The sequence below is a fragment of the Ferruginibacter albus genome (assembly GCF_020042285.1).
GTDB lineage: Bacteria > Bacteroidota > Bacteroidia > Chitinophagales > Chitinophagaceae > Ferruginibacter > Ferruginibacter albus.
The window spans coordinates 961340-974861 of sequence record NZ_CP083388.1 but is presented as its reverse complement, the minus strand read 5'-3'; the positions used below and the strand labels follow the sequence as shown (position 1 = coordinate 974861).

Sequence of the window (13522 nt, the reverse complement as noted above, 5' to 3'; positions counted from 1 at the left end):
AAAAATATTTTTTTGGTAAGGTTTTTTTTATTGCTCATTGTTCTTATACCCTTGCAATCAATAGCACAGGATAGTTTGCATGCTGATGCTATGCAACAACAAACGGATGTGATCAATCTCTTTCATCATCTCCTCCATCAACAAACTCACCGTTCAGATACCGGCACTGTAAATATTTCAGTATTGCCCGGCGCCGGTTACTCCACTGCTACAGGCTTTGCCGGTGTATTAAGTGCAGCAGGCGCTTTTTATATAGAGAAGCATCATGCTGCTGATGATAAGATATCCAATATTATTACCAGTCTTACTTATTCGCAATACAACCAGATCATCTTTCCTATACAAGCAAGCATCTGGACAAAACATAATGAATTTAATATTACTACCGACTGGCGTTATTTAAAATATCCTTCCACTACTTTTGGTTTAGGCGGTAAGTCTGATATCAACAATGGTTATACCATCAACTTTAATTATATAAAGCTGCATCAAACGGTTTTAAAAAGTGTTGCAAAAAACCTGTTTACAGGATTTGGTTATTATTATGATTATTTCTGGAATGTAAAACAGGTGAATCCTCCAGTTGGTATCCGCACCGATTTTCAACGCTATGGCTTAACGCCTACGGTGGCTGCATCCGGGCCGGTTTTACGCTTTTTATATGATTCACGGCTTAACCAGATCAATCCATCGGATGGGTGGTATGGCAATGTGGTATATCGTTCCAATCTTACTGCTATGGGCAGCGATGAGAACTGGCAATCGTTATTGATAGATGTGCGTAAGTATATTCATCTATCTCCTTCTTCAAAAAATATTTTAGCTTTCTGGAGTTATAACCTGTTTACCGTTGCAGGCAAGCCTCCTTATTTATTATTGCCCAGCACGGGTTGGGATGATTTTTATAATACTGGTAGAGGTTATATACAGGGACGTTATCGCGGAAGGAACATGCTCTATTTAGAATCGGAATACCGCTTTGGTATTTTAAATAACGGATTGATAGGTGGTGTGGTATTCTTAAATGCAGAATCGTTGCCAAGAGAGATCTCCAGGCAGTTTGATGTGATTGCTCCTGCATGTGGTGTTGGCCTCCGTTTGAAGCTGAACAAGTTCTCTAAAACAAATGTTTGCATTGATTATGGAATAGGTATGGAAGGATCAAAAGGTATATCCGTTAATCTAGGTGAGGTATTTTAAATGGATCTGATCGCTTCGGGCATTTCCTTATCCTTCATTTCTTCAACGTTCAAAATAATTTTTGCCCGGCTATAAAACGACTCTCTTTCTTTTACTTTTTGATCGATAAAATTCACCAACTCGTCGTCGTTCAAACCACTTAATACAGGGCGTTTTTGTCTTTCCTTCATTAATCGTTTTGCTAAATGTTGCGGAGATGCTTTTAAATAAACAGTAACGCCATGCGCATTCATCCACTGCATATTATCATGAAAGCAAGGAGTACCGCCACCGCAACTAATAATGATATCTTTTTTATCAGTTACTGAACGTAATGTTGCAGCTTCCAGCTCACGGAAATATTGCTCGCCTTTCTCTTCAAAAATTTTAGAAATTGTTTTCTTTTCTTTTGATTCTATCAGCTCATCCAGGTCAACAAAAGCAAACTCACCTGAGCGAGACCATAGATCGCCCCAATAGGTTTTACCGCTGCCCATAAAGCCGATGAGAAAGATTTGCATAATGCTATAAAAGAAGTTACAGAAAGTATTGTATTGCCAGGGCATATCCTTTTAACCCCAAGCCACTGATCACACCAACACTTTTGCCGGACACATGAGAAAGCTTGCGGAACTCTTCTCTTCCGAAAATGTTGGAGATATGCACTTCTACCACCGGAGTTTTAATAGCTGCAATAGCATCGCCAATGGCAACTGAAGTATGCGTATAACCGCCGGGATTGAAAATAATAGCATCGTAGGAATACCCTACCCGTTGAATCTCATTGATCAGTTCACCTTCTACATTGCTTTGATAATACGTAAACTCAACCTGAGGAAATTGTGCTTTTAACTTTTCGAAAAAAATTTCGAAGGTTTCATTACCATAAATATCCACTTCTCTTTTACCAAGCAGATTTAGGTTGGGACCATTAATGATTGCGATCTTCATAAATCAAAATTAAAAAGTAAAAAGTAAACACCCTTACTTTTTTATTAGCGCAATAAAGTCATCGAACAAATAACGGCTGTCGTGGGGACCGGGAGTTGCTTCAGGATGGTATTGTACAGAAAACGCAGGCTTGCCTTTTATACGAATTCCTTCAATGGATTCGTCGTTTAAATTAAGGTGCGTGATCTCAACATCTTTGGAAGCTTTTACCGCATCAGGCTGTACACCAAAACCATGGTTTTGCGTAGTGATCTCGCTTTTGCCCGTAATTAAATTCTTTACAGGATGATTTAATCCACGATGACCGTGATGCATTTTAAAGGTAGGAATATCATTTGCCAGCGCTAATAACTGGTGACCTAAACAGATGCCGAATAAAGGCTTATTCGCTGCCAGGATTTGCTTTACTGTTTTAACAGCATACTCCATTGGCTCCGGATCGCCGGGACCATTGCTGATGAAATAACCATTGGGTTTAAATTGTTCCAACTCTTCAAAAGATGCTTTGGCGTTGTGTACTTTTACATAAGCGCCTCTTTCAACCAAACAGTTCAATATATTTTTCTTTACACCAAAGTCTAATACAGAAACACGCACATCGCTATCCGGGTTGCCTAAATAATACGGCTCTTTTGTTGACACTACAGAAGCTAATTCCAAGCCTGCCATTGACGGCACTTTGGCTAACTCCGCTTTTAATTTCTCTACATCCAATATTTCAGAAGAGATGATACAATTCATGGCGCCTTGTGTGCGAATATGTGCTACCAGCGCCCTGGTATCAACATCATCAATAGCCACTACATTTTGTTGCTCAAAATATTGTTGTAAAGAATTATCCGCCATAAAGCGGCTGTATTGTTCTTCTAAATTTCTTCCAATAACACCTTTTACTTTTACGCTGTCGCTTTCAACATCTGTTTCTTTCACTCCATAATTACCGACATGCACATTATTCATGATCAATATTTGCCCGTAATAGCTGGGATCGGTAAATACTTCCTGGTAACCCGTCATGCCTGTGTTAAAGCATATTTCGCCGGTAGTAGTTCCCATTTTACCGAAGGCTGTTCCATAAAATACTGTTCCGTCTTGTAATAATAATATTGCTTGATTTTTTGTGGAGGATGCTGACATGTTGTATTTAAAAAAGTTGTGCAAAAGTAATTTTTAATTAAGAATAATCCGTGCGTTTTATTAGTGATTTTTTCACATGATCTTTTTCACGCAAAGATGCCAAGGAGCAAAGCAAGCAAAGTTTTTCTCAGCGACTTATTTACTTTGCTTGAAATTGTTTAAGGCATAAGCAAAAAAAACTCCGATATTGCTATCGGAGTTTTATCTAAATTATTCTTCAGTTTTTTTCTTTCTCGTCTTTTTAGGAGCAGGTGCTTCTTCTGTTGCTTCAGCAGCAGGAGCATCGGTTGATTCAACCACTTCAGCTTCCTCAACAGCAGCTTTTTTCTTGCCACCTGAACGACGTGTTTTTTTAGCAGGCTCTTCCGCAGCAGGAGCAACGATTCCTTTACCATAGATCTCGTTGAAATCAACCAACTCGATCATTGCTAATTCAGCGTTATCACCAATACGCTTGCCTAATTTAATGATACGAGTATATCCACCAGGACGACCCGCAACTTTAGGAGCAATTACCGTAAACAATTCTTTTACGGCAGTTTTATCGTTTAAATGACTAAACACCAAACGATGGTTATGGCTGATAACTTCTTTGCTATCGTTCTTTTTCGTTTTAGTGATCAATGGCTCAATGTACGTACGCAATGCTTTTGCTTTTGCCAACGTAGTGGTGATACGTTTGTACGCAATTAATTGATTTGCCAGGTTCGCTAACAACGCTCTTCTGTGAGAAGCTGTTCTGCTTAGATTGTTTTGTTTGTCTCCGTGACGCATGACATTTGTTTTTTAGATTCGCCTATACCGTGTCAGGAATTATAGGTTACTTAAGTTATAAATACTCCGGCTCCCCTTTAGGGGTGGAGGGGTTATTCGTCGTCTAATTTCAATTTGCTTAGATCCATTCCAAAGCCTAAGCCTCTTTCGTTCAACACTTGTTCAATTTCACTCAAAGATTTTTGACCAAAGTTTCTGAACTTCATCAAGTCTTCCTGTTCGTATTGAACCAATTCGCTCAAAGAATTGATCTTAGCAGCTTTCAAACAGTTAAACGCACGAACTGAAAGGTCTAGATCTTCCAATGGTGTTTTCAATATTTTGCGTAATTGCAATGTTTGTTCATCAACCAGATCTTCTTTCTTATCTTCTTTTGTATCGAAAGTGATGTTCTCATCTGTGATGATCATCAAGTGCTGGATCAAAATACGAGATGCTTGTTTCACTGCTTCTTCCGGATGAATAGTACCGTCGGTAATAACTTCCATGATCAGTTTTTCAAAATCCGTACGTTGTTCAACACGGGTATTTTCTATACTGTATTTAACGTTTTTGATCGGCGTATAAATTGCATCAACAGCAATGTATCCAAAGTGAGAACTTTTTTCTTTGTTCTCTTCTGCAGGTACATAGCCGCGACCTTTATTCACCGTGATCTCCATATCTAATTTAGAGCTGTTATCCATAGTACAGATAACTAATTCAGGATTCATTACTTCAAATGAAGGAGAAGCTTCTCCGATCATTCCTGCAGTAAATTCTGTTTTATTTTTTACAGAAATAGTGATCTTTTCAGTGCTAACTTCATGATCAACTTTTTTCTTGAACCGAACTTGCTTTAAGTTCAAAATGATTTCAGTAACGTCTTCTGTAATGCCTTTTATAGTAGCAAATTCGTGGTCTGCACCGGCAATGTTGATACCGATGATAGCATAACCTTCCAAAGAATTCAATAATACTCTGCGCAAAGCATTACCGATCGTTACACCATAACCCGGTTCAAGCGGACGAAACTCAAATTGTGCTTCAAAATCTGTTGCTTTCTGAAGAACAATTTTATCTGGTTTTACAAAATTTAAAATGGCCATATTAAATTTTTGATTTTTATTTTTTAATTTATGATTCCAACTTTTGTACTCTCCTCAACATTCTTGTGTCACTCACTTGTACAGTTTCAACTTTATTTAGCTTCGTGAAATGTGAATCGTCAATCGTGAAAAACGTAAATATTATAACTTTCACGTCTCACCTCTGACGTCTCACGATTACTTGCTGTACAATTCCACAATCAGTTGTTCCTTGATATTTTCAGGAACGCTTTCTCTTTCAGGATAAGCAATGAACGTACCTTTTAATTCAGCCTGGTTAAAATCTATCCAGTTGAATTTTGTGTTTTTAGGACGAATATTGTTTATCAATGTGTCGTTAGCAGCGCTCTTATTTTTCAAACCGATAGCATCGCCCGGTTTTAAAGAAAATGAAGGAACGTTTACTACTTCACCGTTAACTGTAATGTGTTTGTGAGATACCAACTGGCGTGCAGCCTGGCGACTTGGAGCAATACCCATGCGGAAAACTGTGTTATCCAGGCGGGCTTCCAATAATTTGATCAGGTTTTCACCTGTTACGCCTTTACGACGTGCAGCTTCATCAAAAGTTTTGCGGAATTGTTTTTCCAATAAGCCATACGTGTATTTGGCTTTTTGTTTTTCACGTAACTGTAAAGCGTATTCGCCTAAAGTTTTACGTTTGCGCTGAGCGCCGTGTTGTCCGGGAGGGTTACTGTTTTTAGTTAACCATTTACCGTTACCTGTAATAGGTTCTCCAAAAATCCTGGAGATTTTTGTTTTTGGTCCTGTGTACCGTGCCATAATTTAATTTTCATTTCGATTTTTTTAGAATTCGGTCCAATGATCGTTGAAAAATCGTAAAAAATTAATCGTTGAACCCTTTTTGTAAATGATAAATCTGGCTTATCAATATGTTGTTCTGTTACTCCGATTGGAGGCAGAAATTAAACTCTTCTCTTTTTAGGAGGACGACAGCCGTTATGTGGTAACGGAGTTACGTCTTTAATTGAAACTATTTCAATTCCTGATTGTGAAAGGGAGCGGATAGCGCCTTCACGACCGGAACCCGGTCCTTTTACCAATACATCCACTCTTTTCAAACCTGCATCCAATGCTACTTTAGCTGCATCTGAAGCTGCCATTTGAGCGGCATAAGGCGTATTTTTCTTACTTCCTTTAAAACCCATTTTACCGGCGCTTGACCAGGAAATTACTTGTCCGTGCTTGTTAGTTAAACTAACGATGATGTTGTTGAAACTTGCCACAATGTGAGCATCGCCGTAGCTATCTACTTTTACTACTCTTTTTTTTGCGGCTGCTTTTGCGTTGTTTTGTGCTTTTGCCATGTTACTTGAATAGGTAATCTTTAAAAATATTTTCCCGATTTTGTCGGGATTGAACCTAACCTCCTGCGGGCTTTAGCGATCCGGTGTCAGTTCAAAATATAAGCCCTATATAATTTCCGGTTTACGAAGTACGATTTACGATTTTTGAACTTAAAAATTTGTAACCGTATTTGTTATTTGGAATTTATTATTTGTTATTTCTTAGCTGCTACTTTCTTTTTACCTGCAACTGTCTTACGTTTTCCTTTACGTGTACGACTGTTTGTACGAGTACGTTGACCACGAAGAGGCAATCCTTTACGATGACGTAAGCCACGGTAACAAGCAATATCCAACAAACGTTTAATGTTCATTTGTACTTCACTACGTAAAGCACCTTCTGTTTTAAACTCGTTGTTGATGATGTTACGAATAGCGGTCTGCTCTTCATCATTCCACTGGTTTACTTTTTTATCAAGAGCAATGCCTGCTTTCGTTAAAATATACTGAGCAGTAGAACGTCCGATACCATATATATAGGTAAGTCCGATTTCTCCTCTTTTATTTTTTGGTAAATCTATACCGGCAATACGAGCCATAGTTATAATTAAGAATTAATAATTAAAAATTGATTATCCCTGACGTTGTTTAAAACGAGGATTCTTTTTGTTGATCACATACAACTTCCCTTTTCTCCTCACGATTTTGCACTCAGCACTTCTTTTTTTTATTGAAGCTCTAACCTTCATTTTATTAAGTTTTTATCTTTATTATTTATATCTGAAAATAATTCTGCCTCTTGTTAAATCATAAGGACTCATTTCCACCCCCACTTTATCTCCCGGTAAGATCCTTATATAATGCATCCGCATTTTCCCCGATATAGTAGCTAAAATTTCATGCCCGTTTTCGAGCCTGACTTTGAACATAGCATTACTCAACGCCTCTAAAATTGTTCCGTCTTGTTTGATTAATGCTTGTTTAGCCATATATTTTTGGGAGCGCAAAGATAAGGGTTATAATTAAATTTCTGCAAAAAATAAAGAATATTTAGGCGAAAAACCGGCTTTTGTGGACAAAAAAGCAGGAGATTTTCTCCTTTGCCGCTGAATCAAGGTAGTTTTGCACTAAAAAACCCCGATATTTTTTATCGGGGGTGAAGTTTTTTAGCTGTTTTAATTAAGCTAATCGAACGATTCATCGTTCAAATGCACCTTCGTCATTTCGTAAAAATGATTTTGCAGGTTATGAACATTTATTGGATGCGTAATATGCCTTCTTTCGTCTCTATACCAAATCTCAAAATGAGAAAACTCATTTTGAGCAGGAGTTAAAATGCGGAACGCCCCTTTGGAATATTTTACAGAACCGTCGTCGTTTACCTGTTTGTGAAATTTTAATTTTAGCAGCTGATCTTCATCTAAAGGAATAGCACTTAACTGTTCCAGCTCGTACCAAAATTCCTGAACACCATTGTCTACACAAATTTGTTTTTCGTCTCCGTTGATATCTACTACTTCTCCGTGGTTTTTGTCGCCGTCGTTATCGGCTATTAAATAGTCTCCTACTTTAATTTCTTGAAACTTTATCATATGGCATATGTTTTTGTTACCCTAATATAATAATTTTTTGAAAGAAAAAGCGCATATGCCTGCAGGTGAGATGCTTTTTTATTGTTAACGGGCTGCGGGATGGAAGTGAAAAGCCCGCTGAAGAGCTGTGTGCTGCTTTGTGGCGGACTTGTAACGTACAGCCCGGGCAAATGCTGAATAATGATATAAAGCTGACAGCCCATTAAATAAAAAACCACCTCACTAAGAGATGGTTTTAGTTTTTATAAAATTCTTTTAATAATAATGCAATTGCAATTCCACTCTCCTGTTTTTGGTACGACCCGCAGCCGTTTTATTATCTGCAATGGGTTGCGTATCGCCAAAGCCTTTTGATGTTAACCGATTGGCATCAACACCTTTCTTCACTAAATAATCATATACCGCTTTTGCACGGGCTTCACTTAATAATTGATTCTTTTCGGGCTTACCTACGTTATCAGTATGACCGTTGATATCAATCTTTAAATTAGGATCAGCTTTAAGTGCGGCTGCTACAATATTTAAACCTGCATTGGATGTAGCTAATAATTTAGCGCTTCCGGTAGCAAAGTAAATGCGACTTGCAGCTACGTCGATACGCTTTTTAACAGCTTCTTTTATTTCAGGACATCCATGATTGGCTGCTGTACCCGCTAATGTTGGACATTTATCTTCTTCATCATTCACGCCATCTTTATCTGTATCAGGAATAGGACAACCATTATATTTTGCAACGCCGGCTACTGTTGGGCATTTGTCTTCTTCATCGTTCACGCCATCGTTGTCTGTATCAGGGATCGGGCAACCATTGTATTTAGCAATACCCGCTACATTCGGACATTTATCTGCTTCATCATTTATTCCATCACCATCTGTATCAGGAATTGGACAGCCATTATACTTTTCTAAACCTACTACTGTCGGGCATTTATCCTGCTCATCGTTTATGCCATCGCTGTCACTATCCGGAATTGGACAACCATTGTATTTTTCCAAACCAGCTACTGTCGGGCATTTATCATCCTTATCCGCAATACCATCCATGTCTGTATCAATGATTTTTCCTTTTGCAGGTTCGGCTTTTGGTTGTTTTGCTTTTTTATCTTTTCTCAGCATACCAAAACGAAGTCCTGCATGAAAATCAATCTGACGTGTATTGCCACTTATTAAAGTAGATAAGATACTTCCTGAACCAAAGAACACCGGACCTGCACGAAATGAAATACCGGCATTGAATCCAGAGATCTCATTTAATAATAAAGGAAGATATACGCCGAAACTTTTGCGTTCATACCTTGGCGTTAGTGCAAGATAGTTGATCACATGCGTTCTTGTTGCGGTGCTTTTTCCGCTGTTCAATGAAAGCATACCGCCTAAATTCACATTAAAACCGGTAAAGAAATTATAGTCTATTGCGGCTGATAAAGAAGCAGGCAACGACATTGAATATTTCCCTGTAGTAGCACCTTGCTTTTGTATTTTAGGTGCAGCGCCATCCAGTACTGCAGTCATCTCATCAAAATTGGTAACATTATTGAATCTTGCCAGGCGTAAGGTATCAAATGGCGCAGGAACAGTATTGGTATTTAATTTATAATAAGCATCGGTGGCACTATGATCGTAGCTGATGCTGCCAATATCATGCAATGCCAGGTCTATTTTTAATTTGTATTGATCAATATCTGTTTTTGTAAAATTATCCGGGCGATATTCATATACAAAACCCAGATCACCACCAAAACCACTACCGGAAAGCTTTAGATCCAGCTTATCAGTTATGCCGGCATTAGCAAAATATAAGTCGGCAGTTGCATCTCTAAGATAAGTATCTCCCAACCCATTTTTTCCCACTATTGCCTGGAAACTGTTGGAAATAAAATAACCTGAGCCAACGCCGCCTAAATACTTTAATGTTATCCCACCTTTAAAAAAATGTTTTTTATCATCCTTAATTACTCTTGCATAGCTCAATCCAAACTCTGTCCACGCATTATAGCTTCCTGCAAATGCATCTGATTTCATGGTGATCGGGAAATTGGTAATATTCACCCCGTGATTTTCAATAGCATTCAATAATGTATCGGGCATGTCATCAATATTAACCATCGCCCCCATGCGGGTAGTAAAAGCAAATGAATTCTTCTTGTCGTAATTGATCATAAAAGAAGGACCGAATATATCCACGTTAGCCGTACCACTTGTAGATAGTAATCCTTTTCTTGTTATAAAGGGAGCGATATTTTCACCCTTTAGAGCACTGATAATTTTGGAAGATTGTATGGATGCGTAATCGGTTGCAACAGTAGCATTCACAGATAGTAAGTTCACATCCCAGCTATAACGGCTATCTGCAATATTTGCAGGATTGAAAAATACACCATTGACGCCTGTGTAATTACTTGTATTGTAACCGGAATACGTTTGTGAAAAAACGTTGGTAAAAAAAAGTACGGATGCTGCAAATACAATTGCTTTTTTCATAGCAAGAAAATTTAGGGGTTATTTGTACATGAAAAATAGTCTACATATCTTAAAACAGCAAGAATTATTTATAAAGACTTACTTATAATTTTACCATTCAATTTATTTAATGACACGGATCGGGCTTATATCGGATACACACGGCAATTTGGATGAAGCAGTTTTTGAACATTTTAAAAACTGCGACGAGATTTGGCATGCAGGTGATTTTGGCAATGCAGCATTAGCTGAAAGGCTGAGCAATTTTAAACCATTGAAGGGCGTATATGGCAATATTGATGGCTATGATATAAGAAGTATTTATCCTGAATGGTTGCGATGGAAATGCGAAGAGGTTGAAGTTTGTATGAAGCATATTGGCGGCTATCCTCCAAAATACAATGCAGAAGTTAAGAAAGAATTGACACTACATCCTGCGCAATTGTTCATCAGCGGTCACTCACATATTTTAAAAATAATGTACGATGAGAAATTGCAATGCCTGCATATTAATCCCGGTGCTGCAGGTAACCAGGGTTGGCATAAAATAAGAACACTTGTGCGTTTTGCCATTGACGGTAATAATATTAAAGATTGCGAGGTCATTGAATTGGGCAAGAGATAATAATTTTGTATTTATGAACAGACTAATAAGATCAGCCTCGTTTTTGTGTTTACTCTTTGTTATAGCATTATTATCTTGTAATAATGACGATAATAATTCGACTAAAACAAATTCAAACAAAGAAGAACAATTAAGAAAGCAGATTGAACAGTTCCCTGATTCTTTATTATTAAGACAAACCTTAATTCAATATTACCGCGATGCCAATGCCTATGACAAAGCGATTGAAGAAGCAAATAAACTAATTGCAAAAGATTCGTTGAACGGCTATTCCTGGAATATAAAGGCTACCTTATATTTTGAAAATGATGATACATTAAATGCTATTCATGCTTTTGAAAAAGCGACACAGCTCAGCAATAATCCGGAGTATTTGTTATCGCTTGCTTCTTTATATGCTAAAACAAAAAATATAATTGCAATTGCGATCGCTGATTCTTTATTACATCATCCTGAAACAGGCAAACAAAGCGAAGCTTTATTTATAAAAGGTTTGTATTACAGTTATACAGGAGATAAATTGAAAGCCATCGATTATTTTGATCAATGCATTGCTTTGCATTATAACGACATGCCTTCTTATCGTGAAAAGGCTATTTGCCTGTATGATCTGAAAAAATACAACGATGCTTTACAAGTACTTAAACAAGCCGTTACTATTGATGTTGGCTTTGATGAAGCCTATTACTGGATGGGACGTTGCGATGAAAAACTGGACAATAAAAATGATGCCATAAAAAATTACCAGATGGCTTTACAGTTAGACAAAAATTTTGTAGAAGCGCAGGATGCATTGGATTCGATAAATTCTAAATAACAGACATCAAATTCCAGATCATAAGTTCTGAGTACTCTGGCCTCTGTGAGAAATCTGTATCTTGCAAAAAATTCCATTATGGCCATTATAGCACCGTCTTTATTATCTGCTAATTTTTTAACGTTGAATGATGATTGTAAAATGCTGAACGAAAGTGAAGCAGATTGGTTTCATCTGGATGTAATGGATGGACAATTTGTACCAAACATTAGTTTTGGTCCGATGATCATAGACTTTATCCGTAAAACCACTACTAAAACCTGTGATGTACATTTAATGATCACTTCTCCTGAAAGATATGCAGAAGCGTTTAAAAAAGCAGGCGCCGATATTTTAACAGTTCATGCAGAAGCCTGTACACATTTACATCGTAATATTCAACAGATAAAAGCATTGGGGATGAAAGCCGGTGTTGCCATCAATCCGCATACAGCTGTTGATGCCATTAAAGAAATATTGGGAGATATTGACCTGGTTTGCATGATGAGTGTGAATCCGGGTTTTGGAGGACAATCCTTTATCCCGCATACTTACAAAAAAATTGCTCAATTACGGCAACTGATAGACGAAAATAAATTCAGCGCAAAAATTGAAGTGGATGGTGGCGTAACATTGGAAAATGCCAAAGCTATTATCGATGCCGGCGCCGATGTATTGGTTGCGGGCAATACTGTATTTGGCTCTAAAGACCCTAAGGCAACTATTGCTGCATTAAAGGCTATCTAACTTAACATACATCTGGTCTAATACGCCTGCGGATTGCTTTACCCAATTTTTTTCCTCTTTATCCCAATTGTATTTTTTAGAGATCACCTTATCTGCCATTTTATATGCATCCATTGCCTGCTCTTTATTATAAAAACAATCTATCCATTTTTCATCAAGCACATCCTCATTTTGCAAAGTAATACCGCCCTGATACCAGTTGAAGCAGGAAGGTAACCCTCTAAATAAAATGGTGAGCTTATTTCTTGCAACATTATCCTTGTAATAAAGATCGAAGAATCTTACACAACCTTTTAAACGTTGCCTGATCTGTTCCGGTGTTTCTTTTTGTGTTGGTTTTATTCTCCAGTTATTATTAGAAATAGCATAAGGATCATCTTTCACATTTACTTCCTGAACACCATCACCTACCATCTCAATTTTCTTTTTATCTGCATTCGTAAGTACTAATGCCTTTCCCCTGATATCATATATCTTAAATGTTTCCTGATTGCCTTTATCATATTTAATTTCAATAGAGGTCTTATCAGCAGATAAATTCCATTTACCAAGCTCCATTTCCTCATGAGGATCTTTTACCGCAGTTCCATCCAGGAAAAAACAGTAACCGCGGTAAGGGATATCGAGTCCGTTGGAATTATCGTAATCGTCATAATCTTCTTTATATGCCCAATGTTGGCTTAACAAAGTATCCATTGAATTGGAAGAAGAGATATTACGAACAGCAGTCGTATCGTTGTTTTCTTTTTGGGTATTCTCTTTAGCGCTTTTACCCGAACAGCTCCATAAAAAAGAAGCCATAAAAAAACCAAACAGTATATTCTTTACTTGATTCATATTCCCAAAAATAATGGAGTTTTGCTTCC

17 protein-coding genes are annotated in these 13522 nt (G+C 37.6%); 4 read left to right on the top strand and 13 right to left on the bottom strand.

The window, feature by feature from the left end:
* Positions 1-12: 12 nt before the first annotated feature.
* Positions 13-1200, top strand: a complete 1188-nt coding sequence (locus tag K9M53_RS04355; protein ID WP_224018360.1) for a BamA/TamA family outer membrane protein — start codon at positions 13-15, stop codon at positions 1198-1200.
* On the opposite strand, the gene K9M53_RS04350 is transcribed toward K9M53_RS04355, so the two are convergent.
* From K9M53_RS04350 to K9M53_RS04295, 12 genes are all read right to left on the bottom strand, one after another.
* Positions 1197-1700 (bottom strand): shikimate kinase, encoded by a 504-nt coding sequence (locus tag K9M53_RS04350; RefSeq protein ID WP_224018358.1) that lies wholly within the window; start codon positions 1698-1700, stop codon positions 1197-1199. The genes K9M53_RS04355 and K9M53_RS04350 overlap by 4 nt on opposite strands.
* Positions 1701-1716: 16 nt before the next feature.
* Positions 1717-2130: a type II 3-dehydroquinate dehydratase gene (locus tag K9M53_RS04345; protein ID WP_224018356.1), complete on the bottom strand. Its 414-nt coding sequence runs from the start codon at positions 2128-2130 to the stop codon at positions 1717-1719.
* A 33-nt stretch (positions 2131-2163) separates the two neighbouring features.
* The gene (gene carA, locus K9M53_RS04340; protein ID WP_224018354.1) at positions 2164-3267 is read right to left on the bottom strand and encodes a glutamine-hydrolyzing carbamoyl-phosphate synthase small subunit; all 1104 of its coding nucleotides are present in this window, start codon (positions 3265-3267) and stop codon (positions 2164-2166) included.
* Positions 3268-3477: 210 nt separating this feature from the next.
* A complete protein-coding gene (gene rplQ / locus K9M53_RS16180; RefSeq protein ID WP_224018352.1) occupies positions 3478-4041 on the bottom strand; it encodes a 50S ribosomal protein L17 in 564 nt (187 codons plus the stop codon).
* 92 nt (positions 4042-4133) lie between these two features.
* A complete protein-coding gene (locus K9M53_RS04330; RefSeq protein WP_224018350.1) occupies positions 4134-5129 on the bottom strand; it encodes a DNA-directed RNA polymerase subunit alpha in 996 nt (331 codons plus the stop codon).
* A 177-nt stretch (positions 5130-5306) separates the two neighbouring features.
* On the bottom strand, positions 5307-5912 hold the full coding sequence (gene rpsD / locus K9M53_RS04325; RefSeq protein WP_224018347.1) for a 30S ribosomal protein S4: 606 nt from the start codon (positions 5910-5912) through the stop codon (positions 5307-5309).
* A 143-nt stretch (positions 5913-6055) separates the two neighbouring features.
* Entirely contained in the window at positions 6056-6457 is a 402-nt protein-coding gene (gene rpsK, locus K9M53_RS04320; RefSeq protein WP_224018345.1) for a 30S ribosomal protein S11, read from the bottom strand.
* A 194-nt stretch (positions 6458-6651) separates the two neighbouring features.
* Positions 6652-7035 carry a 30S ribosomal protein S13 gene (gene rpsM / locus K9M53_RS04315; protein WP_224018343.1) on the bottom strand — a complete coding sequence of 128 codons (384 nt, stop codon included), beginning with the start codon at positions 7033-7035 and terminating at the stop codon, positions 6652-6654.
* 33 nt (positions 7036-7068) lie between these two features.
* Entirely contained in the window at positions 7069-7185 is a 117-nt protein-coding gene (gene ykgO, locus K9M53_RS04310) for a type B 50S ribosomal protein L36 (RefSeq protein WP_224018341.1), read from the bottom strand.
* A gap of 21 nt (positions 7186-7206) precedes the next feature.
* Positions 7207-7425 (bottom strand): translation initiation factor IF-1, encoded by a 219-nt coding sequence (gene infA / locus K9M53_RS04305; protein ID WP_224018339.1) that lies wholly within the window; start codon positions 7423-7425, stop codon positions 7207-7209.
* 195 nt (positions 7426-7620) lie between these two features.
* A complete protein-coding gene (locus K9M53_RS04300; protein ID WP_224018336.1) occupies positions 7621-8028 on the bottom strand; it encodes a hypothetical protein in 408 nt (135 codons plus the stop codon).
* A gap of 255 nt (positions 8029-8283) precedes the next feature.
* On the bottom strand, positions 8284-10509 hold the full coding sequence (locus tag K9M53_RS04295; RefSeq protein ID WP_224018334.1) for a DUF5723 family protein: 2226 nt from the start codon (positions 10507-10509) through the stop codon (positions 8284-8286).
* A gap of 109 nt (positions 10510-10618) precedes the next feature.
* Here K9M53_RS04295 and K9M53_RS04290 point away from each other — a divergent pair, with 109 nt between their 5' ends.
* The 3 genes from K9M53_RS04290 to rpe all read left to right on the top strand — a co-directional run bounded on the left by K9M53_RS04290 (position 10619) and on the right by rpe (position 12656).
* Positions 10619-11113 carry a metallophosphoesterase family protein gene (locus K9M53_RS04290; RefSeq protein WP_224018332.1) on the top strand — a complete coding sequence of 165 codons (495 nt, stop codon included), beginning with the start codon at positions 10619-10621 and terminating at the stop codon, positions 11111-11113.
* 13 nt (positions 11114-11126) lie between these two features.
* Positions 11127-11930, top strand: coding sequence for a tetratricopeptide repeat protein (locus K9M53_RS04285; RefSeq protein WP_224018330.1), 804 nt, complete (start codon positions 11127-11129; stop codon positions 11928-11930).
* 78 nt (positions 11931-12008) lie between these two features.
* Positions 12009-12656: a ribulose-phosphate 3-epimerase gene (rpe, locus tag K9M53_RS04280; protein ID WP_224018328.1), complete on the top strand. Its 648-nt coding sequence runs from the start codon at positions 12009-12011 to the stop codon at positions 12654-12656.
* Here rpe and K9M53_RS04275 read toward each other — a convergent pair.
* Complete coding sequence (locus tag K9M53_RS04275) at positions 12642-13493, bottom strand: hypothetical protein (protein ID WP_224018326.1); 852 nt, start codon at positions 13491-13493, stop codon at positions 12642-12644. The genes rpe and K9M53_RS04275 overlap by 15 nt on opposite strands.
* Positions 13494-13522 lie beyond the last annotated feature (29 nt).